Below are 24,487 nucleotides of genomic sequence, written 5' to 3'. Positions count from 1 at the left end.
GCCCGCACGATGGTGGCATGCCGCACCGACACACGGGGGCATCAGGGTGCAAATGCGGGATCGCACAGTCTGCCCGAAGCGTCGCCTTCGAGCGAGAGTCACTCACCGTCGACCGGCGGTCGCGTTGTCGGTGGCGTGCGGCAGGATGGGAGGGGTGAGCGAGCTGAGCCTCCCGGACGGCGCCCGAGCGGAGCACGAAGCCACCCGCGCGGAGTACCCGGACGACGCGCTGCCCGAGTACGCCGAGCGGGTTCTCGAAGTGGCCGAGTCGATCCCGCCCGCCCGGGTCATGACGTACGGGGACGTCGCCGAGTGGCTGGGGGAGGGCGGCCCCCGGCAGGTCGGCCGGGTGATGGCCCTCTACGGTGGCGCCGTCCCGTGGTGGCGCGTGGTGCGCGCCGACGGGGTGCTGCTGCCGGGCCACGAGCTGCGGGCCCTGGACCACTACCGCGCGGAGGGCACGCCTCTCAAGGAGGCGGGCAGAACCGCGGAAGGCCACCTGCCGCGCCTCGACATGAGACGCGCGCGATGGGACGGCGGCGAACGTGCGGAGGGTCACACCTGACAGCTTCCGCCATGAACCGTGCCGTGCGGGAGCCTGTGGCCCGTTCGGGGGAAGCGGGGCACGTCGCCGGCATGGCGTACGTTCGACAGGCGTGGGACATGCGTGGCCCGCGAGCCGTGCGGGGCACGAGGGACGAAGTGGAAGTAACCCCTCCGGTCGTCCTGTCGGCGTAGCGTCGCCCGCGCGCGTCCCCCTCATCCCCCGACCACCGCTCTCCCCGAGCGGCGCTCCGACCAGCACAACCACCAGGACCGGCGAACCACGTGAGCTCCTCTTCCTCCACCAGGCGCCTGTCGCACTCTCCGGTGCGACAGGGGAGTCGTGGCGCTTACCGACTGGTACGTACCCCGCCGGCCCCCGTCGATCCCCCTCGTCTTGACGCCGCCCAGCGCTCCGTGGTTGACCACACCACCGGTCCGCTGCTCGTCCTCGCGGGGCCGGGCACCGGCAAGACGACCACCCTGGTCGAGTCCGTCGCCGCCCGCGTCGCCCGCGGCGCGGACCCCGCGCGCATCCTCGTGCTCACCTTCAGCCGCAAGGCCGCCGTCGAACTGCGCGACCGCATGGCGCTGCGCATGGGAGCCGCCCACGCCCCTCAGGCGACCACCTTCCACTCGTACTGCTACGCCCTGGTCCGCGCCCACCAGGACAGCGACCTGTTCGCCGAGCCGCTGCGACTGCTGTCCGGCCCGGAGCAGGACGTGGCCGTGCGCCAGCTGCTCGAGGGCCAGATCGACCTGCAACGCCTCGGCCTCACGCACGTGCGCTGGCCGGACGAGCTGCGCGCGTGCCTCACCACGCGCGGCTTCGCCGACGAGGTCCGCGCGGTGCTCGCCCGTACCCGCGAACTCGGTCTCGGCCCCGACGCCCTGGACGCCTTCGCGAGCCGCACCGGCCGGCCCGACTGGCAGGCCGCGGCGGCCTTCCTCGCCGAGTACCTCGACGTCCTCGACCTGCACGGCGTGATCGACTACGCCGAACTCGTCCACCGCGCGGTCCTCCTCGTCCGCCGCCCCGAGGTCGCCCAGCGGCTCGCAGCCCAGTACGACGCCGTCTACGTCGACGAGTACCAGGACACCGACCCGGCCCAGGTGCGACTGCTGGACGCCCTCGCCGGCGGCGGTCGCACCCTCGTCGCCCTCGGCGACCCCGACCAGTCGATCTACGCCTTCCGGGGCGCCGACGTGAACGGCATCCTGGACTTCCCCCGGGCCTTCCCGCGCCTCGACGGCCGCCCGGCACCCGTCGAGGTCTTGCGGACCTCCCGGCGCTCCGGCACCGCTCTGCTGGCGGCCACCCGGCTGCTCACCCAGCGGATGCCCCTGACACGGCTCCCCGCCCAGAAGGTCCGCGCCCACCGCGAACTCGCCCCCGTGCGCGAGGGCGGCCGCGTCGAGGTGTACACGTACCCGACGGCCGGCACCGAGCTGGACAACATCGCCGACATCCTGCGCCGCGCGCACCTCGAGGACGGCGTGCCCTGGGGCGAGATGGCCGTCCTCGTGCGCGCGGGCGCCCGCACCATCCCGACGGTCCGCCGCGCCCTGACGGCCGCCGGCGTCCCCCTCGACATCGACGGCGACGACCTCCCCCTGCGCCACGAACCGGCGGTCGCCCCCCTCCTCACGGCACTGCGCGCGGTCGCCATGGCCGAAGCGGGCACCACGGCGGCGGAGACGGGCACCACGGCGGCGGAGACGGGCACCACGGCGGCGGAGACGGGCACCACGGCGGCGGAGACGGGCACCACGGCGTCCGAGGCGGGCACCACGGCGTCCGAGACGGACACCGCGGCGACGCGGGCGACCACCCCGCCGTCGGGCGGCGGGACCGACGACGGGGCAGCCGCGCCCCGCGGCGGCGCCGCCCCGGACTGGCTCGACGTCGAGACCGCCCTCACGCTCCTCGCCTCCCCCCTCGCCGGCATGGACGCCGCCGACCTGCGCCGCCTCGGACGCGCCCTGCGCGAGGAGGAGCGCGCCGCCGGCGACCCGCTGCCACCGCCCTCCGACGAACTGCTCGCGCGGGCTCTCGCCGAGCCGGAACGGCTGATCACCCACGACCCCGCCTACGCGCGCGGAGCGCAACGCCTCGGCGCGCTGCTGCGCAAGGCACGCGAGCGGCTCGCCGGCGGCGGCACCGCCGAGGAGGCGCTGTGGGACCTCTGGGAGGGCACCCCCTGGCCCACCCGACTGGAACGGGCCGTCCGGCGCGGCGGCGCGGCCGGCCGCAACGCCGACCGCGACCTGGACGCCGTGTGCGCCCTGTTCGCCACCGCCGCGCGCGCGGAGGAGCGCACCGGAGGCCGGGGCGCCCTGAACTTCCTCGCCGAGATCGAGGCCGAGGACATCGCCGCCGACACCCTCACCCGGCGCGCCGTCCGTCCCGACGCCGTCCGCCTGATGACCGCGCACCGCGCCAAGGGTCTGGAGTGGAGCCTGGTCGTCGTGGCCGGCGTCCAGGAAGGGCTGTGGCCGGACCTGCGCCGCCGCGGCTCCCTCCTGGAAGCCGACCGCATCGGCCGCGACGGACTCGCCGAACCGCTTACTCCCGGCGCCCTGCTCGCCGAGGAACGCCGCCTCTTCTACGTCGCCGCCACGCGCGCGCGTGACCGCCTCGTCGTCACGGCGGTGAAGGCCCCCGCCGACGACGGCGACCAGCCCTCCCGCTTCCTCACCGAACTCGGCGTCGAACCCAAGGACGTCACAGGCCGCCCCCGCCGCCCCCTGTCCGTCGCCGCGCTGGTCGCCGAACTGCGCGCCACGACGGTCGACCCGCGCGCGTCCGCCGCCCTCAGGGAGGCCGCCGCCCGCCGCCTGGCCCGCCTCGCCGCGCTCAGCGACGAGGACGGCCGGCCGCTTGCCCCGTCGGCGCACCCCTACCGCTGGTGGGGCATGTTCGACCCGACCGAGAGCAAGGTGCCGCTGCGCGACCGCGACCGGCCCGTGGCCCTGTCCGGCAGCGCGCTGGACCAGCTCGCCAACACCTGCGCCCTCCAGTGGTTCCTCGGCCGCGAGGTCAAGGCCGACGCCCCCGCCACCGCCGCCCAGGGCTTCGGCAACGTCGTGCACGTCCTCGCCGACGAGGTCGCCTCCGGGCACACCCCCGCCGACCTCGCCGTCCTCATGGAGCGTCTTGAGTCGGTGTGGAACGCGCTCGCCTTCGACGCGCCCTGGAAGTCGGACCAGGAGAAGGCCAACGCGCGCGCGGCCCTCGAACGCTTCCTGACATGGCACGTCGACTCGGGCGGCCTGCGCGCCGGCCGCACACCGGTGGCCAGCGAGCACGACTTCGACGTCACCCTGGAGGCGGGCGAGTACGAGGTGCGCATCCGCGGCCAGATGGACCGCGTCGAGACCGACGCCGAAGGCCGCGCCTACGTCGTCGACTTCAAGACCGGCAAACACGCGCCCACCGCGCGCGAGGTGGAACGTCACCCCCAGCTCGCCGTCTACCAGCTCGCCGTCCGCGAGGGCGCCGTCGACGACGCCTTCGACGGGGCCCGCCCCCAGCCGGGCGGCGCCGAACTCGTCCACCTGCGCCAAGGAGCCGCCAAACGGGACGGCGGCGACAGCCTGCCCAAGGTCCAGGCCCAGGAAGCCCTCGAAGGAACCGCGGGGGAGTGGGTCGGCGACCTGCTCGCCACCGCCGCCGGAAAGGTCCTCGACGAGCGGTTCACGCCCACCGCGGGGCAGCACTGCACCCACTGCGCCTTCCGGGCGTCGTGCAGCGCCCGCCCCGAAGGACGCCACGTCGTGGAGTGAGCACACCGGTGTGACGGACCGCACCACACCTGCTGACCTGCGCTTTCCGGCGCGACGGCGGGCGGTTTGTCATCGACTGTCAGTGCCCGCCGCTAGCCTTCGCCACATGCCAGCCCGCATCACCGACCCCGAGCAGCTCAAAGAGCTCCTCGGCATCCCCTTCACCCCGGAGCAGACGGCCTGCATCACCGCGCCGCCCGCCCCGCAGGTGATCGTGGCCGGTGCCGGCTCCGGCAAGACGACGGTGATGGCCGCGCGCGTGGTGTGGCTCGTCGGCACCGGACAGGTCGCCCCCGAACAGGTGCTCGGCCTCACCTTCACCAACAAGGCCGCCGGCGAACTCGCCGAACGCGTCCGCAAGGCGCTGGTCAAAGCCGGCGTCACCGACCCCGACGTCATCGACCCGGACAACCCGCCGGGCGAGCCGGTCATCTCCACCTACCACTCCTTCGCCGGCCGGCTGCTCACCGACCACGGCCTGCGCATCGGCCTGGAGCCGACCTCCCGGCTGCTCGCCGACGCCACCCGCTACCAGCTCGCCGCCCGCGTGCTGCGCGAGGCGCCCGGCCCCTACCCGGCGCTCACCCGCTCCTTCGCCGACCTGGTCAGCGACCTCCTCGCCCTCGACGCCGAACTCGCCGAGCACCTCGTCGCTCCCGAGGACCTGCGCGCGTGGGACGCCGAACTCCTGCACACCCTGGAAGGCGCGAAACTCAGCAACGCCGACCTGCGCAAGGCACCCGACGCCGCGGCGGCCCGACGTGAACTCACCGACCTCGTGCGCCGCTACCGGGCCGCCAAGCGCGAACGCGACCTGCTCGACTTCGGCGACCAGATCGCCCTGGCGGCACGACTCGCCCAGGTCCCCGAAGTCGGCCGGCTCCTGCGCGAGGAGTTCCGCGTCGTTCTCCTGGACGAATACCAGGACACCTCCGTGGCCCAGCGCATCCTGCTCGCCGGCCTCTTCGGCGGCGGCACCGGCCACCCCGTCACCGCCGTGGGCGACCCCTGCCAGGCGATCTACGGCTGGCGCGGCGCCTCCGTCGCCAACCTCGACGACTTCCCCGAGCACTTCGCCCACGCCGACGGCCGCCCCGCCACCCGCCAGGCCCTCAGCGAGAACCGCCGCAGCGGCGGCCGTCTGCTCGACCTCGCCAACGGACTCGCCGAACCCCTGCGCGCCATGCACGCGGGCGTGGAAGCCCTGCGCCCCGCCCCGGGCGCCGAACGCGACGGACTCGTGCGCTGCGCCCTCCTGGCCACCCACGCCGAGGAGATCGCCTGGATCGCCGACTCCGTCGCCTACCTGGTCGCCACCGGCAAGGCGCCCGGCGAGATCGCCGTCCTGTGCCGCACCGCCACCGACTTCGCGGAGATCCAGGGCGCACTCGTCGCCCGGGACGTCCCCGTGGAAGTCGTAGGCCTCTCCGGGCTGCTGCACCTGCCGGAGGTCGCCGACCTCGTCGCCGTCTGCGAGGTGCTCCAGGACCCCGGCGCCAACGCCTCCCTGGTGCGCCTGCTCACCGGCCCGCGCTGGCGCATCGGCCCACGCGACCTCGCCCTCCTCGGGCGGCGGGCCCGGCTGCTGGTGACCCACGCGCGCGGGGACGACGCGGACGACCCCGACCGACGCCTCGCCGAAGCCGTCGAAGGCGTCGACCCCTCCGAAGTGATCTCGCTCGCCGACGCCCTCGACACCTTCCTTGAATCACCCCTCCACCACACCGCGGGCACCGGCGGCGACGACGGGCTGCCCTTCTCGCCGGACGCGCGCGTACGCTTCGCCCGGCTCGCCGCCGAACTACGCGACCTGCGCCGATCCCTGGCCGACCCCCTGATGGACGTCCTGCACCGCGTCCTCGCCGTCACCGGCCTCGAAGTGGAACTGTCGGCCTCCCCGCACGCCCTGGCCGCCCGCCGGCGCGAGACCCTGTCGAACTTCCTGGACATCGCCGCCTCCTTCGCCGCCGGCGAGAACGAGGCCGGTCTCCTCGCGTTCCTCGGTTTCCTGCGCACCGCCGCCCAGTACGAGAAGGGCCTCGACAACGCGCTGCCCGGCGGCGAGAACACCGTCAAGGTCCTCACCGCGCACAAGTCCAAGGGCCTGGAATGGGACGTCGTCGCCGTCCCCGGCCTGGTCGAAGGCACCTTCCCCAGCGGCCAGGGCCGCGAGAAGTGGACCGCCCAGGCCAAGGTGCTGCCGCACGCGCTGCGCGGCGACGCCGACACGCTCCCCGACATCCAGGACTGGGACTCGCGCGGCATGAAGGCCTTCCACGAGGCCATGAAGGAGCACCAGCACACCGAGGAACTCCGCCTCGGCTACGTCACCTTCACCCGCCCCCGCTCGCTGCTCCTGGGATCCGGCCACTGGTGGGGCCCGACCCAGAAGAAGCCCCGCGGACCCTCCGCCTTCCTCCAGGCCCTCCACGACCACTGCGCGGCCGGCCACGGCGAGATCGAGGCCTGGGCCGACGAACCCGACGACGACGCCGAGAACCCCGCCCTCCACCACGCCGCCGCTGACCACGCCTGGCCGCTGCCCCTGGACGCCGACGCCCTGGCCCGCCGCCGCGCCGCCGCCGAGACCGTCCTCACCCACCTGGACACCCTCGCCGCCCGCACACACCACCCGCCCGACACCGCGCCCCACGACCGGCGTCACACCGTCGCGCACGGCCCCGAGACCACCGACCACCCGGAGTGGCCGCCGCCGGACGAGGACCCCGCCCACGACGAACCGCCCCACGAGGAAGCCCTCTACGACGAACCGTCGTACGACGAAGCCGGCGACCCCTTCGAGGACGACGGGCCCGACGCCTCCGGCGAAGGGCCCGTCCACTGGGAGGACGAGTGGACCCCGGCCCGCCCCACCGTCCCGCACCAGGCCCCGCCGCCCGAACAGCCCGCCCGCCGCCATCCGCCCGAGCCGCGCCACACCCGCCTCACCCCCGAGGAAGCCCGCACCATCGCCTCCTGGGACCGCGACCTCGACGCCCTCACCGGAGAACTCCAGCGCGCCCGGCAGAGCGTCACCGACGTCCCCCTGCCCCCCACACTGACCGCCTCCCAACTGCTGCGCCTCGCAGCCGACCCGGACGGCTTCGCCCAGGAACTCGCCCGCCCCATGCCCCTGCCCCCGCAACCCGCCGCCCGCCGCGGCACCCGCTTCCACGCCTGGGTCGAAGCCCGCTTCGAGGAACTCACCCTCCCCCTGCTCGAACCCGACGAACTGCCCGGCGAGGACGCCGAGATCACCGACGAACGGGACCTGGAGGCACTCAAGGACGCCTTCGAACGCACCGAGTACGCCCGCCGCACCCCTCACCGCGTCGAAGCGCCCTTCCAGCTCACCCTCGCCGGTCGCGTCATCCGCGGCCGCATCGACGCCGTCTACAAAGAGGGCGACGACGAGACGGCCACCTACGAGATCGTCGACTGGAAGACCAACCGGGGCCGCACCGCCGACCCCCTCCAGCTCGCGCTGTACCGGCTCGCCTGGGCCGAGCAGCAGGGCGTGCCCGTGGAATCCGTCACAGCGGCCTTCGTGTACGTGCGCACCGGCGAGGTCGTCCACCCCGAAGGACTGCCGGACCGGGCCGCGCTGGAGCGCCTGTTGACGCAGGACGACGCCGCCGAGGACGATCCCGGGCAGCCCTCCACGCGTGAGAGGCGTGCACAACCGCCCGGAGAGGATGTCGGCGCGGGCCGATAGGCTCGTGACCATGAGCCATCCCGTTGACAGTGCCGTCAGCGCCGTCCGCACGCACATCGAGCGGCACCGTGCCGCCTTCCTCGACGACCTCGCCGAGTGGCTGCGCATCCCGTCGGTGTCGGCCCAGCCCGACCACGCACCCGACGTACGGCGCAGCGCGGACTGGCTCGCCGCGAAACTCAAGGAGACCGGCTTCCCCACCGCCGAGGTGTGGCCCACGCCCGGCGCCCCCGCCGTCTACGCCGAGTGGCCCTCCGGCGACCCCCAGGCGCCCACGGTCCTCGTCTACGGCCACCACGACGTGCAGCCCGCCGCCCGCGAGGACGGCTGGGACAGCGACCCCTTCGAGCCCGTCGTCCGCGACGACCGCCTCTACGCGCGCGGGGCCGCCGACGACAAGGGACAGGTCTTCTTCCACACCCTGGGCGTACGCGCCCACCTCGCCGCCACCGGCCGCACCGCCCCCGCCGTCAACCTCAAACTGCTGATCGAGGGCGAGGAGGAGTCCGGCTCCCCGAACTTCCGCGCCCTCGTCGAGGACAACGCCGGACGGCTCGCCGCCGACGCGGTCATCGTCTCCGACACCGGCATGTGGTCCGAGGACACACCCACGGTGTGCACCGGCATGCGCGGTCTCGCCGAGTGCGAGATCCGCCTCTTCGGCCCCGACCAGGACATCCACTCCGGCTCCTTCGGCGGCGCCGTGCCCAATCCGGCCACCGCCGTCGCCCGCCTCGTCGCCGCCCTCCACGACGAACACGCACGCGTGGCCGTCCCCGGCTTCTACGACGGAATCGTCGAACTCACCGACCGCGAACGCGAACTCTTCGCCGAACTCCCCTTCGACGAGCAACGGTGGCTGCGCACCGCCAAGTCCCACGCCGCCCACGGCGAAGCCGGGCACACCACCCTGGAGCGCGTCTGGGCCCGCCCCACCGCCGAGGTCAACGGCATCGGCGGCGGCTACCAGGGCCCCGGCAGCAAGACGGTCATCCCGTCCTCGGCCTTCGTGAAGCTGTCCTTCCGGCTGGTCGCCGGACAGGATCCCGACCAGGTCGAGAAGGCCGTACGCGCCTGGGCCGAGGCACAGGTGCCCGCCGGGATCCGGCACGAGATCACCTTCAGCCCCGCCACCCGGCCGTGTCTGACCCCGCTGGACCACCCCGCACTCCAGGCCGTCGTCCGCGCCATGGGCCGCGCTTTCGAAAGCCCCGTCCGCTTCACCCGCGAGGGCGGCTCGGGCCCCGCCGCCGACCTCCAGGAAGTCCTGGGCGCTCCCGTGCTCTTCCTGGGCATCTCCGTCCCCTCCGACGGGTGGCACGCCCCGAACGAGAAGGTCGAGCTGAGCCTCCTCCTCAAGGGCGTCGAGACCGCCGCGCACCTCTGGGGCGACCTCGCCGAGACCTGGCGCCGTGCACCCTGACGACGCCGCCCGATCCGGAGCGGCACCACGCGGGGCACACCGGAAGAACCGCCCCGCCCCACCGCGCCCGGCACGGTCGCCCGCCGCACGTCCTGCTGAACCGCCCGCCCACACCACCGCTCAACGGGGGAGTTGGAAGCACCAGTGACCACCTGGACCGACCAGAACGCCGACCGGCCCGTCTCACTCACAGCGCCGAGCGGCATCGACCGGGCCGCCCACCACCGGCTCGACGAGGCCTGGCTCGCCGCGGCGTGGAGCCACCCCACGACGCGTTGCTTCGTCGTCTCCGGCGGCCAGGTCCTCATCGACGAGACGTCCGACGGACGCACCGAGCTCGTCATGACCCCGTCCTTCGAAGCCCCCCTCACCGAGGCCCACCGGTACTTCCTCGGCACCGACGAGGACGGCGTCAGCTACTTCGCCCTCCAGAAGGACGCGCTGCCCGGCCGTATCGACCAGTCCGCCCGCCCGGCCGGCCTGCGCGAGGCCGGACTGCTGCTGTCCCCGCGGGACGTCGGCCTGATGGTGCACGCCGTCGGTCTGGAGAACTGGCAGCGCACCCACCGCTTCTGCTCCCGCTGCGGGGAGCGCACGGTCATCGCCGCCGCCGGCCACATCCGCCGCTGCCCGGCGTGCGGCGCCGAACACTACCCGCGCACCGACCCCGCGGTGATCATGGCCGTGACGGACGGGGAGGACCGCATCCTGCTCGGCCGCCAGGTCCACTGGCCCGAAGGCCGCTTCTCCACCCTCGCCGGATTCGTCGAGCCCGGCGAGTCCATAGAGCAGGCCGTGCGCCGCGAGGCCTTCGAGGAGGTCGGGGTGAGCGTCGGCCGGGTCGACTACGTCGCCAGCCAGCCCTGGCCTTTCCCGTCCAGCCTGATGCTGGGCTTCACGGCCCGCGCCACCTCCACCGACATCCAGGTCGACGGCGACGAGATCCACGAGGCGCGCTGGTTCTCCCGCGACGAACTGGGCGCCGCTTTCGAATCCGGCGAGGTCCTGCCGCCCTACGGCATCTCCATCGCGGCCCGCCTGATCGAACTCTGGTACGGCAAGCCCCTGCCGACCCGCAGCTCCCTGTGACCCGGCACGACGTGACACGCCGCACGGGCTGACAGGACACAGAGAAGGCGGCCCCCGAACCCTCGGGGACCGCCCTCCTCACACCGCCGTGAGCCACCCGCTCACGCCGCGGTGCCTCACGCGCCGATCTTCTGCTTCACCTGAGCCAGCGAAGGGTTGGTCAGCGTCGAACCGTCGGGGAACGGACTCGACGCGGCCAAGGCTCAGGGGCGTACCGGCGGACGGCCGTCAGTCGTGAGTGAGGACGTGCTCACCGTGGCCCTGGCCAGGCAAGCGAAGGGCGAGAGCGTGAGCGCCATCGCCAAGGCTCTCGGGATCTCCCGTGCCACCTTGTACCGCCACCTTGGAGAGGGCGCCTGAGGCGGCCTGTACAGCCGCGCGGTCAAGTCGACCAGGCGCAGACCAGCATGGTGCCCACGGTCTTGCCCTCCGGTGGACCAATCAGGGAAACGCTCACGTCGGAGAAGCCGCCCCGAGGGCGTCAAACCGGTGTCACTGGCGGCGTGCCGTGGCTACTCTCGGATCATGACGACTGCGGCCGATTCAGCTGCTGATCGAGCCGACGGGCCGACGTATGGCGGGCAAGTGGGTCGGGTTCGGCAAGGACTTCGACGTGAACACGGGCCCGTGGGAGCTGCGCCTACTCGACCGGTCCACAGGGCGCGCAAGCATTGAGCGGTACTCGACCCTCCCGGATTGAGGCAGGTGTGCCCTTGCGCGGGCGCGCTCCCTTCTGAAGGGCGGAGCAAGACAGCAGACGACCCCCGTCGAACTCGATGACGGGGGTCTCTCTGCGTGTGGGGAGCGGGTCGTCAGGCGCTGAGCGCCTGCTTCACCTGGGCAAGGCTCGGGTTCGTCATCACGACCTCGTCGCCGCCGGTGGAGGGAACTACCCGAACCGTCGGCACCGTCTGGTTTCCGCCGTTCGCCTTTTCCACGAAGGCCGCGGACTCCGGGTCCTGCTCGATGTTGATCTCGTCGTACGTGATGCCCTCGCGGTCCATCTGGCTCTTCAGCCGGCGGCAGTAGCCGCACCACGTGGTGCTGTACATCGTCACGGTGCCCGGCATGTCGGTCGCGCTCCTAAAAGGCTCGGGGACGTCTGGTCGCAGTGGAGGAACGTACGGGCACGCGCCGTCATTCCCTCGGGGAAGCCCCGCACGGCGTGACGCCTGCCGCATTAGTACGACTGCGGGTGCCCGCCTGTGGACAACCGTCCCGCCCGTCTCCGGCGACCTGGCAGCATGGCTGTGTGACAGCAGCAACGCATTCCCCCCTCTTCCCGCAGGTACCGGACTCGGCCGACGCGGTGCTCGAAGGGCTCGACCCCGAGCAGCGCGAGGTGGCCACCACCCTGCGCGGTCCGGTGTGCGTGCTGGCGGGAGCCGGGACGGGCAAGACCCGGGCGATCACCCACCGCATCGCCTACGGAGTGCGCGCCGGTGTCCTGCAACCCTCCAGCGTGCTCGCCGTCACGTTCACCAACCGCGCCGCCGGCGAGATGCGCGGCCGGCTGCGTCAGCTCGGCGCCCAGGGTGTCCAGGCCCGCACCTTCCACTCCGCCGCCCTGCGTCAGCTCCAGTACTTCTGGCCGAAAGCCGTCGGTGGCTCGCTGCCCCGGCTCGTCGACCGCAAGATCCAGCTCGTCGCCGACGCGGCGGCCGCCTGCCGCATCCGACTCGACCGGGGCGAGCTGCGCGACGCCACCGCCGAGATCGAGTGGTCCAAGGTCACCCAGACCGTCCCCGCCGACTACCCGGCCGCCGCCGCCGTGGCGGGCCGGGACGCCCCCCGCGACCCCGCGGAGATCGCCCAGCTCTACGCCGCCTACGAGGACCTCAAGCGGCAGCGCGCCGTCATCGACTTCGAGGACGTGCTGCTGCTGACCGTCGCCGTCCTCCAGGACCGGCGCGACATCGCCGAGCAGGTCCGCGCCCAGTACCAGCACTTCGTCGTCGACGAGTACCAGGACGTCAGCCCCCTCCAGCAGCGCCTGCTGGAGCTCTGGCTCGGCGACCGGGACGACCTGTGCGTGGTGGGCGACGCCAGCCAGACGATCTACTCGTTCACCGGAGCCACCCCCGACCACCTTCTGGACTTCCGCACCCGCCACCCCGGCGCCACCGTCGTCAAGCTGGTCCGCGACTACCGCTCCACGCCCCAGGTCGTCCATCTCGCCAACGGTCTGCTCGCCCAGGCCCGGGGCCGCGCCGCCGACCACCGCCTCGAGCTGATCTCCCAGCGCGCCCCGGGGCCGGAACCCGCCTACTGCGAGTACACCGACGAGCCCGCCGAGGCCGAGGGCGCCGCCCACCGCATCCGCGAACTGCTCGACGCCGGCGTCCCGGCCGCCGAGGTCGCCGTCCTGTTCCGCACCAACGCCCAGTCCGAGACCTACGAACAGGCCCTCGCCGACGCCGGCATCCCCTACCAGCTGCGCGGCGCCGAGCGGTTCTTCGACCGGCCCGAGGTGCGCAAGGCCATCGTCTCCCTGCGCGGCTCAGCCCGTTTCAGCGGCAACGACACCTTCCTCGACGACGCCGACGACCTGCCCTCCCAGGTGCGTGCCGTGCTGTCCGGCGAGGGCTGGACGCCCAAGCCGCCCGCGGGGTCCGGCGCCGTCAGAGAGCGCTGGGAGTCGCTGGCCGCCCTGGTCCACCTGGCGCAGGACTTCGCCGCCGCACGGCCCGGCGTCACCCTCGCCGACCTGGTCGCCGAGCTCGACGAGCGGGCAAACGCCCAGCACGCCCCGACCGTGCAGGGCGTCACCCTCGCCTCCCTGCACTCGGCCAAGGGCCTGGAGTGGGACGTCGTCTTCCTGGTCGGCGTCGCCGAGGGCATGATGCCGATCACCTACGCGAAGACCGACGAGCAGATCGAGGAGGAGCGCCGTCTCCTCTACGTCGGGGTCACCCGCGCCCGCGAGCGTCTCCATGTCTCCTGGGCGCTGTCCCGATCGCCCGGCGGACGGCCGAACCGCCGCCCCAGCCGCTTCCTCGACGGGCTGCGGCCCGGCTCCGGCGGCGTGGCGGGGCGGGGCTGGCCCGCCGCCCAGGGAGGCGTCGAGCGCGGTGTGACGAGCCGGGCGGCGGGAGTCTCCGCCGTGCCGCGGCGGACGCAGCGCACCCCGGCCCGCTGCCGGGTCTGCGGGCGCGGTCTGACCGACGCCGGCGAGATGAAGCTGATGCGCTGTGAGGACTGCCCTTCGGACATGGACGAGGGCCTCTACGAGCGGTTGCGCGACTGGCGAGCGATCCAGGCGGGGCGCAACGGTCAGCCCGCCTACTGCGTCTTCACCGACAAGACCCTCATCGCGATCGCCGAGGCCGTCCCCGAGGAGGCGGCCGAGCTGACGCGGATCCCGGGGGTCGGTATGCGCAAGTTCCACCGCTACGGGGCCGATGTACTGGCTATCTGTGCAGGCCAGGACCCGGCTGGAGAGGCCGAATGAGACTGATCCGAACTCGTCGAAAAAATAGTTTGCGCATGCCCCGGCAATCCCCATAGGTTCTTAGGCACGAGAACAGAGGCCTTCTCGAAGGCCCTGATCCCGTGCTCTACTTGCATATCCGTCGGACCGGGCTCACCCCTGGTCCCCCGAGACGCCGAGAGGAGGCGATTGAAGTGATCATCAACAACACCAGCTCCACCAGCACCGCCAAACTGACCGATCGCTCGATCGTCTCCATGTGCATGCTCGGCGCCTCGAACCTGGGCACCGGTCTGTCCGGCATTCGTGCCGATCGGCCGGCGTCCTCTCCCGTCGCTCTTGCGGGCCTCCCTGTCCGCGAGCGCAGCGAGCGACCGACCAAGGCACTGGAAGCGGCAGTAGTGGCACAGGCGAAGGCCTATGCCTTTACGGCGACCGGTGCCGGATTCCGGAAGCAGACGACGCAGCACCACCAGATGTGGGCCTTCCGTGGGCCAGAACCCTGGAGTGATCCAGCCTGATCTTCGATCAGGCCGGCGCCTTCAGGGCCGCGGAACCCCATCCGGGATCCGCGGCCCTTCTGTTTGTCCTCCACCAGGGACGACGAAGCGAAGGGGCCTCGGGACAAGAAAAGAACCCGGTACCAGCCGCCACCGGCCCCACAGGGCCGACCGACCAGACGAGGAAGACGAACCGTGCAACTCGAAGCGCACGCCCCGTCCGTACCGCCTTCCGAAACGATCCCCCCGCCCGGCCTCACGGAGGACTCCGCCTTGACCCCGCTCACCGCGCTCACCGCGCTCGACGACGCCATCGAGAACCTGGGGGTACCCGTCCCCTGCCGTTCCTACGACCCGGAGGTCTTCTTCGCCGAGTCGCCGGCAGACGTCGAGTACGCCAAGTCCCTCTGCCGCACCTGCCCGCTGATGGAGGCCTGCCTCGCCGGCGCCAAGGAGCGGCGTGAGCCCTGGGGCGTCTGGGGTGGCGAGCTGTTCGTCCAGGGTGTCGTCGTCGCCCGGAAGCGGCCGCGTGGCCGCCCGCGCAAGAACCCGGTCACGGCATGAACATCGCAGGAACCATCGACCGTCCCCTCACGCACGACCCCAAGAAGCAGGCCCCGATGAAGCCGTCCACCAGCGAGCCCGCAGGCTCCGCGACCGAACACGTCACCACCACCGGCGCGAACGACTCGCGTCAGAACAGGACCCGAGAGATGCAACTCATCCCAGAAGCCCTGGCACGTGCGCATATGCACGACCGGCTGCACGAGGCCGAGCGGGAACGCCGGGCCATGCGCCTGGCGACCGCCCGCCGGATGCAGCGCCGGGCCGAGCGCGCCTCCCTGCGTGCTCGCCGGGCGCTCGCGATGGCCGTGATGCAGTAGTCCTTCCCACCTGAAGCGGTGGCCTCCCGGTGAGGGAGGCGAAGCTCTCCCCGCGGGGGCCGGCCCGTCCGAACGGACCGGCCCCCGCAGTGCGTTCACGCGGCGCCGGCCCGGCCGCGAGGCTGACCGGCCGGCCCGTGTCACGCCTGAGCCGCTGTTTCCTCCCCGTCCTCCTCGTCGGCCTCCAGGTTCGCCTGGAGGACGTCCGCGAGTTCTTCCTCCTCGCCCCCCTCCAGGACGAACCCCGGGAGCCACCCCTCCAGTTCCTCGCGCAGCCGCACCGTGGCGCCGAGCTGGCAGAGCACACCGATCGTGCTGAGCGTCACCCGGTGGATCAGCAGATACGCCGGGGGGAGGTTGAGCTGCTTGCCCAGTTGATGGGCGGGGGAGCGGGGGTCGGCGATCCGCGCGGCCTGGCTGCGCATCCAGTCACGGGTGAAGGTGAACTCCTCCACCCGGGCCGGCTCGATGATCGGCAGGAGGTAGTCCAGGACGGCGTCCGGGTCCAGCTCTATGGACTCCTTGACGAAGCCCTCCCTGCGCAGCAGTTCGTAGACCGCGGCGGCCTCACCGTCCAGTGTCATCCGCAGGGATGCGCCGATGGGCTCGGGAAGGCCGCCCGGGAGCCGGTCCACGGTGCCGAAGTCCAGTACGCCCAGCCGCCAGTCGTCCTCGCCGTCGGGGCCGCCGGGCAGCAGACGGAAGTTGCCGGGGTGCGGGTCGGCGTGCAGCAGGCCGGTGCGGGCCGGGCCGGAGAAGAGGAAGCGGGACAGCAGCTGGCCGGCGCGGTCCCGTTGCTCCTGGGTGCCGTCGGAGATCACCTCGGAGAGCGGCACTCCGTCGATCCACTCGGTGATCAGCACCTGGTCGCCCTGGTGGACCACCGCCGGGACCACGACGTCGGGATCGTCGGCGAACTCCTCGGCGTGAGCCTGCTGGGCCTGCGCCTCCAGGCCGTAGTCCAGTTCCTCGGAGACCCGGTCCCGCAGCTCGGTGATCAACGGCTTGACGTCCATACCGGGGACGAGAGGGCCCAACAGACGGGCGAACCGGCTGAGTTGGGTCAGGTCGGACAGCAGGGCCTCGCCTGCTCCGGGGTACTGCACCTTGACCGCGACCGCACGCCCGTCATGCCACACCGCCCGGTGCACCTGGCCGATCGAGGCGGCGGCGGCCGGTTTGTCGTCGAACTCCAGGAACAGGTCCGCCCAGTCCTCGCCGAGCCGCTCGGCGAGCGCGGCGTGCACCGTGCGGGTCGGCATCGGCGGCGCCGCCTCCTGGAGCTTGGTGAGCGCCGCCCGGTAGGGGCCGGCGATCTCCTCGGGCAGGGCCGACTCGAAGACGGACAGGGCCTGCCCGAACTTCATCGCGCCGCCCTTCAACTCGCCGAGGACCTTGAACAGTTGCTCCGCAGTGCGCTGCTGCAGCTCGCGGCCGACGATCTCCGCGGACTCGCCCACGATGCGCTTGCCCAGGCCCCAGGTCGCCCGGCCGGCGAAGCCGAGCGGGAGCGCGGCGAGCTTGGCGGTCCGGGTGACCGCCTTCCGGGGAAGATCAGACATGCGCCCTCCAAGTCCCAGCCGACCGCGTCGCTTGTGGCGTACGGCCCAACCCGGTCGAATGCCGTTGCTCCGCCATTGTCGCGCGCGACCCCCCGTCCTCGGGGCGAGTGTGTTCCTCCTTACCTTTCTCCGCCGCCCCGCACGAGCACCCGGAGTGTGCCCACACCGGTCGCGCGTGCCACTGGAGCGTCGGCAGGGCGACCTCCCAGCGCGCGCCCGCGCTCGACGGGAGCTGGCCGTCGAGGAAGGCGACCGCGTGCGCCGCCGCCAGCCCGGCGACGGTCGCGGCGAGCGTCAGATCACAGGCGCGGGCCGGGCGCCGCCGTCCCCCGGAGTGCCACTGCGCGACCAGACGCGGCCAGGCCGGATCACGATCGGTGCGCCCCTGGTGCAGGCAGCCGGCGCACGCCGTCTCCCCGGGGAGGACCAGCGGGCCCACGAGACCCGTCGCCTCCACCACCCCGGCGTACAGGTGCGGTGTGCCCGAGGCGATCAGAGGCTCGGCCGCCGCGGGCGCGGGCGCGTGCACGGACACGTCGTCCCGAGGGGCGAGGATGACCAGGGAGAAACCGGGCGAGTCCGTCTCGGCCGGGGAGTGCGGGCTTCTGCGGGGCGGGCGGTCCGGGGCCGCCCCGCGTGCCGCGCGCCTGGCGGCCTCGTCCCGGCGTTCGCCCACCGCCTCCACGGTCAGTCCGCCCGGTGCGACGTCCCCCGGCTCCACCCGGCCGCCGTCGCGCACGTCCACCTCGCCCACCCCGGCGCCCGACAGGAGCGAAGCCAGGACCGACCCGACCCGTCCCGCCCCGCGTACCTGCACCCGCATCCGCCGCCGTGCCGCCAGGCGGCCGAGCGCTTCGCCCGGTTCGGAGGCGGTCAGCGAGAGCGAGGCGAGGTCGGGACGCAACCGCTCCATGACGTCCTTCTTCTCCCGCAGCGCGTCGGCGTCCGGCCCACCGCCGCGTGCGTCGTCCAGCAGTCCGGCCCGGGCCAGCCGCTTCACCAGCAGTTCCACATGATCGTCGGGCAGGTCCATGCGCCTGCCCTCCTGACGCAGGAGCGGCAGACCCCGGGTGCCGTCCAGCAGGTCCAGGAAACTGCCCGTCGCGGTGTCCATCGGGCCGAGCGTCAACGCGTGCGCCGGCGTCATCCCGAACTGCACGGTGTTGAGGTCGCGCCAGCCGCGCCGCAGCGCGGGCTTCACCATCGGATGCATCGGAAACCCCCGTCAGCCTGAGATCGCGGCCCCCGCCGGGATCAGCCTGCAACTCCTCACACCGGCGGAGCGGAGGCGTGGGGACGACCTCGCTCCGCCGGCTCGTGCCAGCATGCCGGGGACTCGAAGGCCGGTGCCGAAAGTTGTCCACAGGCCGACTGGTTCGTCGTACTAATCCGTCGTATGAGGCAGGACAGTGGTCGGCGCTCGGTACCCGACCGCCCCGGAGTCGGGACTTCCGCCCTGCGCAGCGGGTAACGTCTTGGCGTGCCCGCCGACCCACCGCACCGCGCCAGAAAGCCACAGCGCAGCACGACGAACCAGCCGCCGAGCGGTTCGGGGACGAGCGCGATCGAGGTCCGCAGAAGCGCCCGCCGACGCCGGACGGTCTCCGCGTACCGCGAGGGCGATCGCACCATCGTGCTCATCCCCGCCCGGATGTCCGCGGCCGAGGAGCAGCGCTGGGTGAGCGTCATGCTCGACAAGCTGGCCGCCCAGGAGAGCCGGCGCGTCCCCGGCGACGCCGAACTGGCCGAACGCGCCGAGCGGCTTTCGGCGCAGTACTTCGCCGGCCGGGCGCGGGCCGCCTCCGTGCGCTGGGTGACCAACCAGAACACCCGCTGGGGCTCGTGCACCCCGGCCGAGGGCAGCATCCGTCTGTCGCACCGGCTCAAGGGCATGCCGGAGTACGTCATCGACTACGTCCTGCTGCACGAACTCGCGCATCTGCTCGTGCCCGGCCACGGCGCCGACTTCTGGCGGCTGCTGGAGGCCTATCCGCGCACCGAGCGGGCCCGCGGCTATCTGGAAGGGGTGGCCGCCGCCGCCCGCCTGCCCAAGGATCCCGGCGTGCGCGAGGACTGAGCCCGTTGTGTACCGGGTCTGTACCGACATCGTCCGATGTCGGAGTTTGCCGTTAGCCTGGCGCGACGCACTTCGAATCGGGATGGGGGACGGTCGTTACGCATGACCAGGCAATTCCAGCGCGGCCACAAGGCCAGGATCAGTGACCTCACCGCGGGCACGGATCTGTACGTCGGTGTGCAGATCTCCGGTCCGGGCCTGACCTTCGACATCAGCTGCTTCGGCCTCGACGCCGACGAGCGGCTCTCCGACGACCGGTACTTCGTCTTCTTCAACCAGCCGAAGTCCCCCGAGGAGTCCATCCAGCTCCTGGGCGCCCAGGCGGGCGACACGGAGTCCTTCCGCGTCACCCTCGACCGGATCCCCCCGCAGATCCAGAAGCTGTCCTTCACGGCGACCGTCGACGGCGCCGGGCAGATGTCGCAGATCGGCCCCGGCTACCTCCGGATCGTGGCGGGCGGCGAGGAGGTGGCCCGGTACGCGTTCGACGGCTCGGAGTTCTCCACCGAGCGAGCCGTGATGCTGGGCGACTTCTATCTGAAGGACGTCTGGCGTTTCGCGGCGGTCGGTCAGGGGTTCGACGGCGGTCTGGACGCGCTGCTGAAGAACTTCGGCGGCGAGGTCCTGGAGGAGGAGGCGCCCGCCGCTTCCCAGCAGCCGCAGTCCGGCGCCGTCCCCGGGTTCGCCCCGCCGGCCCAGGCCGCCGCGCCGCCCGCGTTCGGCGCCCCCGCCGCCTCGCACCAGCCGCAGCACGCCCCGCAGCAGCCGCAGCCCGCAGCACAGAGCTTCGCCCCGCCCGCCCCGGCACCGGCCACGCCTCCCGCGCCGGCGCCTTCGATGCACGCGGCGCCGACCATCGTCGCGCCGCTGACCCCGCCCGGTGGCGCACCCGTCCCGCCGCCCGCGCCGGCCCCCGCGCCCTACGGCCAGCCGGGTCAGCCCGGCCAGCAGCCGCCGTACGGCCAGCCGCCCCACCAGCAGTCCTACGGCCAGGGCGTCACCGGCGCCCCGACCGCACCGCTGCCCCCCGGCTACGCCCAGCCGCCCCAGGCCCCTCAGGCCCCTCAGGCCCCCACCGGTTACGGCCAGCAGCCCTACGGTGTGCCGCAGGGCGCGCCCCAGGGCGGCGCAGGGGTCTCCGCCGCGCTCCAGAAGTTCAAGGAGACGCCCACCGGCCAGCGCTGGACGCAGCAGAACAAGAAGCTGATCCGCGTCGACCTCGGCATCGGCGGCCAGCCCGTGCTGGCCCGCCAGGGCAGCATGGTGCTCTACCAGGGCAAGGTCGACTTCAGCTACAAGGGCGCCGGGTTCGCCGGCCGGATCGTGGGCAACGCGACCGGTCAGGAGATGCAGCTGATGCGCTGCACCGGCCAGGGACAGGTGTTCCTCGCCGACAACTCCACGATGCTGCACCCCATCGAACTCCAGGGTGACGGCATCTGCGTCTCCGCCGAGAACGTCCTCGCCTTCGACGAGAGCCTCCAGTACGAGGTGCGCCGCGTCGAGGGGCACGGCATCCCCGGCGGCGCCCTGTTCACCATGCAGTTCACCGGCACCGGGACGATCGTCGTGAAGACGCACGGCACACCTGTGGTGCTGCCGGTCACGCCCACCACGTTCGCCGACTGCAACGCCGTCGTCGCCTGGTCGGCCGCCGCCCAGGTCGTCGTCTCCAGCCAGGTGCGGATGCGCCGCAACGCCTACCCCGGCGACACCGGCGAGAGCGTCAACCTCCAGTTCCGGGGCGCGCCCGGCAACTTCATCGTCGTCCAGCCGTACGAGGTCTGAGGGAGCCCGTCATGAACCAGCCGCTCGCGGGCTTCGCCCCCGCACCCGTGACCGCCCGTATGGAGAACCACGGCAGCCACATGCTGAAGGTCGCCCTCCAGACCGGGAACGACCTCCTCGCGCGCGTGGGCTCGATGATCGCCTACGAGGGCTTCATCCAGTACGAGCCCAACCCGCCGGCCGTGCGCCAGATCGCGCGCGACTGGATGACGGGGGAGGGCGCGCCGTTGATGAAGTGCTCCGGCGACGGTCTGCTCTACCTCGCCGACTACGGCGCCGACGTCGTCGTGATCAACCTCAACGGCGACGGCATCTCCGTCAACGCCACCAACCTGCTCGCCTTCGACGCGCACCTCACCTGGGGCGTGGAGCGGGTCAAGGGGCTGGCGAAGTTCGCCGGCCAGGGCCTGTGGAACACGAGGATCTCCGGGCAGGGTTGGGTCGCGCTGACCTCCCGGGGCAAGCCGATCGTCGTGGACTGCGGCGGCGGCGAGAACGAGACGTACGTCGACCCGGACGCGCTGGTCGCCTGGTCGCCGAACCTCAAGGTCAAGGGCAAGCGCAGCTTCAAGGCGCAGTCGCTCATCGGCCGGGGCAGCGGCGAGGCCTACCAGATGGCCTTCTCCGGTGAGGGCATCGTCGTCGTCCAGCCCAGCGAGGACAGCACCGACCGTCTCCGGGTCCGGGGCTGAGGGGGAGCCAGAGCACCATGCAGAGTTCGCTTTTCGCCTACAACGACCAGCCGACCCAGGAGCGCTGGAGCCTGCAGAACAAGCAGATGCTCCGCGTCGCCCTGGAGGGCCACGACGACATCCTCGCCCGCAAGGGCACCATGGTCGCCTACCAGGGGATGGTGGAGTTCGACGCCGAGTACCGCACCGGCAACCAGGCGCGCGCGCGTGCGCGCACCGGCGAGGGCCTGGACCTGATGCGCTGTCATGGGCAGGGCACCGTCTACCTCGCCAACCTGGCCCAGCACATCCACCTCGTGGACGTGGAGCAGGACGGCCTCACCGTCGACAGCAGCTACGTCCTCGCCATGGACTCCTCGCTGCACCACGAGGTCATCGCCGTCGACAGCCTCTACGGCATCTCCGGCTCGGGGAAGTACCAGCTCAACATCACAGGCCGGGGCCGGGTCGCCCTGATGACGTCCGGCGCCCCGCTGATGATGCAGGTGACGCCCGACAAGTACGTCAACTGCGACGCGGACGCGATCGTCGCCTGGTCCACCGGGCTGCGGGTGCAGATGCAGGCCCAGACGCATTCCTCGGGCGTGTGGCGGCGGCGCGGCAACACCGGCGAGGGCTGGGAGCTGAGCTTCATGGGCACCGGCTTCGCACTGGTCCAGCCGAGTGAACTGCTGCCCCCGCAGAACGCCCAGATCGGCTCCGGGCTCGCCGCGCAGTACGGCATGGGGCAGCAGGGGGCGCGGGCACAGAACCAGGGCAACGTCTGGAGCTGACGGTCCCGGAAGACGAACGTGTAAGGGGCGGCCACCCGGGTGGCCGCCCCTTACACGTTCGCGTTCACAGTCGTGCGCGCGTCGCCTCCACCAGGCGCACGACCGAACCGTCCGCCACGCCCGCGACCTCCTCGTAGGGGAACCAGCGCAGGTCGAGGGACTCGTCGCTGATGGCCTCCATAGCGCCGTCGGGAGCGAGCGCCGCGTACTGGACGTCGAGGTGCCAGGCGCACGGTGTGAGATGCCGGTCCAGACGCACCGGGCCGCCCGGGAGCAGGCTCAGGCCGGCGATGCCCGACTCCTCGGTGGCCTCGCGCAGGGCCGCGTCCGCGAGCGTCGCGTCGCCCGGCTCGCAGTGGCCGCCCATCTGGAGCCACATCCGCAGCTTGCGGTGCAGCGTCAGCAGCACCCGGTCGCGGGCGGGGTCGATCACCAGGGCGCTGGCGGTGATGTGTCCGGCCTCGCAGGCCTTCCACATGCCGTCAGGGTGGGTCTGGAGGTGGTCCAGGTACGTCTGGCGCAGCTCTTGCTGGTCCTCGTACTCCTTCAGGACGAGGACCGCGTCGTCATGCAGGCTCACTCGGTGTCGTCGTCCTTCGCGCCCGGCTCCGGCTTGCCCGCCTCCGGCTTCTTCGGCCCCTTGTCCAGGTCCGGCTTCCCGCCGGTCGAGCCGCTCGCCGCCTCGCCGAGGATCTTGTCCAGCTCGGAGAAGTCCAGCTGCTCGCGGTGGACGAAGCCGTCCGGGTCGTCCAGGTCGGCGGCGGTCGGCAGCATGTCGGGGTGGGCCCACAGACCGTCGCGGCCGTCGACACCGCGCGCGTCGGTCAGGGACGCCCACAGCCGGGACGCGTCGCGCAGGCGGCGCGGGCGCAGCTCCAGACCGATCAGCGTGGCGAACGTCTGCTCCGCGGGGCCGCCCGAGGCGCGACGGCGGCGCAGGGTCTCGCGCAGCGCGTCCGCCGAGGACAGGCGCGGCTTGGCCGCCGCGTGCACCACCGCGTCCACCCAGCCCTCGACCAGCGCCAGGGCCGTCTCCAGACGGGCCAGGGCGGCCTTCTGCTCGGGGGTGTCCTCCGGCTGGAACATGCCCTGCTGGAGCGCGTCCTGAAGCTGCTCGGGGTTCTGCGGGTCGAACTGGCCGACCACGTCCTCCAGCTTGGCGGTGTCGACCTTGATCCCGCGCGCGTAGCCGTCGACCGCGCCGAACAGATGCGAGCGCAGCCACGGCACGTGGGCGAAGAGACGCTGGTGGGCCGCCTCACGCAGGGCGAGGTACAGCCGCACCTCGTCCTTCGGGACGCCGAGGTCCTTGCCGAACGCGTCGACGTTCGCCGGCAGCAGCGCGGCCTTGCCGGCCGGGCCGAGCGGCAGGCCGATGTCGGTCGAGCCGACGACCTCGCCCGCGAGGACGCCGACGGCCTGCCCGATCTGCGAGCCGAACATGGCGCCGCCCATCGAGCGCATCATGCCGATCAGCGGGCCGGCCATGGCCTGCATCTCCTCCGGCAGGACGTCGCCCATGGCCGTGCCGACGCGCTCGGCGACCGGGTTGACCAACTCCTTCCACGCCGGCAGCGTCGCCTCGACCCACTCCGCGCGCGACCACGCCACGGCCGATCCGGCGCCGGACGGCAGGGAGGTCGCGTCGTCCAGCCACAGGTCGGCCAGACGGACGGCTTCCTGCACGGAGGAGTGCTCGGCCGGGCCGACACTCGCGTCCTTGACGCCGTCGGAGGTGCCCTGGGCGACCGTCTGACGGGCGATCTGCTGGGCCATGTCCCAGTTCACCGGGCCGCCCTCGTAGGAGAGCATCTGGCCGAGCTGCTGGAACGCGGCGCCCAGGTCGGTGGGGTTCAGCGAACCGAACATGGCAGCGAGCGGATTGTCGGCACCCGGGCCTCCCGGGCCGCCGAAGCCGCCGGCGCCGGACAGCCCGAAACCGAACGGGTTGGCCGGTCCCTGCCCACCGCCGCTCTGCGGGTCCTTCTTCTTGCCCTCGTCGCCGTCTTCCGGCTCCTCCGGCGGAAGGCCGAATCCGAATGGGGTGTCACTCACGGGGTTCCTCGGCTGGTAAGGCCACCGGCTCTCGGCCGGCGGCGCGGCTGCCCTGCAACACCACCCAGCGTAGACACCCCGGCTCGATCGGGCCTCGGTGCTTCGCCGACTCTCGGCCTGCGGCAGGATGGATGCCACTTGGTACGTACGCGCCACTCGCGCTCGTATGG

General features: G+C 72.7%; 19 protein-coding genes and 2 pseudogenes. 15 read left to right on the top strand and 6 right to left on the bottom strand.

Going from position 1 to position 24,487, the window contains the following annotated elements; genetic code table 11:
- The first annotated feature begins 154 nt into the window (after positions 1-154).
- The 5 genes from EV567_RS24730 to nudC all read left to right on the top strand — a co-directional run bounded on the left by EV567_RS24730 (position 155) and on the right by nudC (position 10,556).
- The gene (locus EV567_RS24730; RefSeq protein ID WP_407071619.1) at positions 155-565 is read left to right on the top strand and encodes an MGMT family protein; all 411 of its coding nucleotides are present in this window, start codon (positions 155-157) and stop codon (positions 563-565) included.
- A 263-nt stretch (positions 566-828) separates the two neighbouring features.
- Positions 829-4,329 (top strand): ATP-dependent DNA helicase, encoded by a 3,501-nt coding sequence (locus EV567_RS24725; RefSeq protein WP_130443750.1) that lies wholly within the window; start codon positions 829-831, stop codon positions 4,327-4,329.
- A 106-nt stretch (positions 4,330-4,435) separates the two neighbouring features.
- On the top strand, positions 4,436-8,044 hold the full coding sequence (locus tag EV567_RS24720; RefSeq protein ID WP_165430475.1) for an ATP-dependent DNA helicase: 3,609 nt from the start codon (positions 4,436-4,438) through the stop codon (positions 8,042-8,044).
- Between the two features lie 10 nt (positions 8,045-8,054).
- Positions 8,055-9,467 carry a dipeptidase gene (locus EV567_RS24715; RefSeq protein ID WP_130443746.1) on the top strand — a complete coding sequence of 471 codons (1,413 nt, stop codon included), beginning with the start codon at positions 8,055-8,057 and terminating at the stop codon, positions 9,465-9,467.
- A gap of 144 nt (positions 9,468-9,611) precedes the next feature.
- Positions 9,612-10,556, top strand: coding sequence for an NAD(+) diphosphatase (gene nudC, locus EV567_RS24710; protein WP_130443744.1), 945 nt, complete (start codon positions 9,612-9,614; stop codon positions 10,554-10,556).
- A gap of 116 nt (positions 10,557-10,672) precedes the next feature.
- Here nudC and EV567_RS24705 read toward each other — a convergent pair.
- Positions 10,673-10,738 (bottom strand): annotated as a pseudogene (locus tag EV567_RS24705) (NrdH-redoxin); the annotation flags it as partial.
- On the opposite strand from EV567_RS24705, the gene EV567_RS28430 reads away from it, so the two are divergent.
- Positions 10,713-10,916 (top strand): helix-turn-helix domain-containing protein, encoded by a 204-nt coding sequence (locus EV567_RS28430; protein WP_278044781.1) that lies wholly within the window; start codon positions 10,713-10,715, stop codon positions 10,914-10,916. The pseudogene EV567_RS24705 and the gene EV567_RS28430 overlap by 26 nt on opposite strands.
- Before the next feature lie 181 nt (positions 10,917-11,097).
- A pseudogene (locus EV567_RS28340) lies at positions 11,098-11,256 on the top strand (XRE family transcriptional regulator); the annotation flags it as partial.
- 112 nt (positions 11,257-11,368) lie between these two features.
- Here EV567_RS28340 and EV567_RS24690 read toward each other — a convergent pair.
- On the bottom strand, positions 11,369-11,626 hold the full coding sequence (locus EV567_RS24690; protein ID WP_130443742.1) for a mycoredoxin: 258 nt from the start codon (positions 11,624-11,626) through the stop codon (positions 11,369-11,371).
- Positions 11,627-11,808: 182 nt separating this feature from the next.
- Here EV567_RS24690 and EV567_RS24685 point away from each other — a divergent pair, with 182 nt between their 5' ends.
- From EV567_RS24685 to EV567_RS24670, 4 genes are all read left to right on the top strand, one after another.
- Positions 11,809-14,007, top strand: a complete 2,199-nt coding sequence (locus EV567_RS24685) for an ATP-dependent DNA helicase UvrD2 (RefSeq protein ID WP_242620989.1) — start codon at positions 11,809-11,811, stop codon at positions 14,005-14,007.
- Positions 14,008-14,180: 173 nt separating this feature from the next.
- Positions 14,181-14,507 carry a hypothetical protein gene (locus EV567_RS24680; RefSeq protein ID WP_242620988.1) on the top strand — a complete coding sequence of 109 codons (327 nt, stop codon included), beginning with the start codon at positions 14,181-14,183 and terminating at the stop codon, positions 14,505-14,507.
- Positions 14,508-14,681: 174 nt separating this feature from the next.
- Entirely contained in the window at positions 14,682-15,050 is a 369-nt protein-coding gene (locus tag EV567_RS24675; protein WP_030784068.1) for a WhiB family transcriptional regulator, read from the top strand.
- Positions 15,047-15,370, top strand: coding sequence for a hypothetical protein (locus EV567_RS24670; RefSeq protein ID WP_130443736.1), 324 nt, complete (start codon positions 15,047-15,049; stop codon positions 15,368-15,370). Before EV567_RS24675 ends, EV567_RS24670 begins: the two co-directional genes overlap by 4 nt.
- Before the next feature lie 140 nt (positions 15,371-15,510).
- On the opposite strand, the gene EV567_RS24665 is transcribed toward EV567_RS24670, so the two are convergent.
- Both EV567_RS24665 and EV567_RS24660 read right to left on the bottom strand, forming a co-directional pair.
- Positions 15,511-16,932, bottom strand: coding sequence for an AarF/ABC1/UbiB kinase family protein (locus EV567_RS24665; RefSeq protein WP_130443734.1), 1,422 nt, complete (start codon positions 16,930-16,932; stop codon positions 15,511-15,513).
- A complete protein-coding gene (locus tag EV567_RS24660; RefSeq protein ID WP_130443732.1) occupies positions 16,925-18,145 on the bottom strand; it encodes a TOMM precursor leader peptide-binding protein in 1,221 nt (406 codons plus the stop codon). The genes EV567_RS24665 and EV567_RS24660 overlap by 8 nt, the downstream gene beginning before the upstream one ends.
- Before the next feature lie 267 nt (positions 18,146-18,412).
- On the opposite strand from EV567_RS24660, the gene EV567_RS24655 reads away from it, so the two are divergent.
- From EV567_RS24655 to EV567_RS24640, 4 genes are all read left to right on the top strand, one after another.
- On the top strand, positions 18,413-19,009 hold the full coding sequence (locus tag EV567_RS24655) for a M48 family metallopeptidase (protein ID WP_130443730.1): 597 nt from the start codon (positions 18,413-18,415) through the stop codon (positions 19,007-19,009).
- A gap of 102 nt (positions 19,010-19,111) precedes the next feature.
- The gene (locus EV567_RS24650; RefSeq protein ID WP_130443728.1) at positions 19,112-20,797 is read left to right on the top strand and encodes a TerD family protein; all 1,686 of its coding nucleotides are present in this window, start codon (positions 19,112-19,114) and stop codon (positions 20,795-20,797) included.
- Positions 20,798-20,808: 11 nt separating this feature from the next.
- Positions 20,809-21,489: an AIM24 family protein gene (locus tag EV567_RS24645; protein ID WP_130443726.1), complete on the top strand. Its 681-nt coding sequence runs from the start codon at positions 20,809-20,811 to the stop codon at positions 21,487-21,489.
- A gap of 17 nt (positions 21,490-21,506) precedes the next feature.
- Positions 21,507-22,262, top strand: coding sequence for an AIM24 family protein (locus EV567_RS24640; protein WP_130443724.1), 756 nt, complete (start codon positions 21,507-21,509; stop codon positions 22,260-22,262).
- A gap of 64 nt (positions 22,263-22,326) precedes the next feature.
- Here EV567_RS24640 and EV567_RS24635 read toward each other — a convergent pair whose 3' ends face one another.
- Positions 22,327-22,842 (bottom strand): NUDIX hydrolase, encoded by a 516-nt coding sequence (locus tag EV567_RS24635; RefSeq protein ID WP_130443722.1) that lies wholly within the window; start codon positions 22,840-22,842, stop codon positions 22,327-22,329.
- Entirely contained in the window at positions 22,839-24,317 is a 1,479-nt protein-coding gene (locus EV567_RS24630) for a zinc-dependent metalloprotease (protein ID WP_130443720.1), read from the bottom strand. The genes EV567_RS24635 and EV567_RS24630 overlap by 4 nt, the downstream gene beginning before the upstream one ends.
- Between the last annotated feature and the right edge of the window lie 170 nt (positions 24,318-24,487).

The organism is Streptomyces sp. BK239 (assembly GCF_004217285.1).
Taxonomy (GTDB): Bacteria; Actinomycetota; Actinomycetes; order Streptomycetales; family Streptomycetaceae; genus Streptomyces.
The sequence above is the reverse complement of the archived record's forward strand: the minus strand, read 5'-3'. Positions and strand labels throughout refer to the sequence as shown.

What these genes read in the sequence shown, in the direction of transcription:
- EV567_RS24665 (WP_130443734.1), bottom strand. Translation starts at nt 16,932, where the DNA reads ATGTCTGATCTTCCCCGGAAGGCGGTCACCCGGACCGCCAAGCTCGCC.
- EV567_RS24640 (WP_130443724.1), top strand. Translation starts at nt 21,507, where the DNA reads ATGCAGAGTTCGCTTTTCGCCTACAACGACCAGCCGACCCAGGAGCGC.
- EV567_RS24645 (WP_130443726.1), top strand. Translation starts at nt 20,809, where the DNA reads ATGAACCAGCCGCTCGCGGGCTTCGCCCCCGCACCCGTGACCGCCCGT.
- EV567_RS24660 (WP_130443732.1), bottom strand. Translation starts at nt 18,145, where the DNA reads ATGCATCCGATGGTGAAGCCCGCGCTGCGGCGCGGCTGGCGCGACCTC.
- EV567_RS24690 (WP_130443742.1), bottom strand. Translation starts at nt 11,626, where the DNA reads ATGCCGGGCACCGTGACGATGTACAGCACCACGTGGTGCGGCTACTGC.
- EV567_RS24670 (WP_130443736.1), top strand. Translation starts at nt 15,047, where the DNA reads ATGAACATCGCAGGAACCATCGACCGTCCCCTCACGCACGACCCCAAG.
- EV567_RS24715 (WP_130443746.1), top strand. Translation starts at nt 8,055, where the DNA reads ATGAGCCATCCCGTTGACAGTGCCGTCAGCGCCGTCCGCACGCACATC.
- EV567_RS24720 (WP_165430475.1), top strand. Translation starts at nt 4,436, where the DNA reads ATGCCAGCCCGCATCACCGACCCCGAGCAGCTCAAAGAGCTCCTCGGC.
- EV567_RS24650 (WP_130443728.1), top strand. Translation starts at nt 19,112, where the DNA reads ATGACCAGGCAATTCCAGCGCGGCCACAAGGCCAGGATCAGTGACCTC.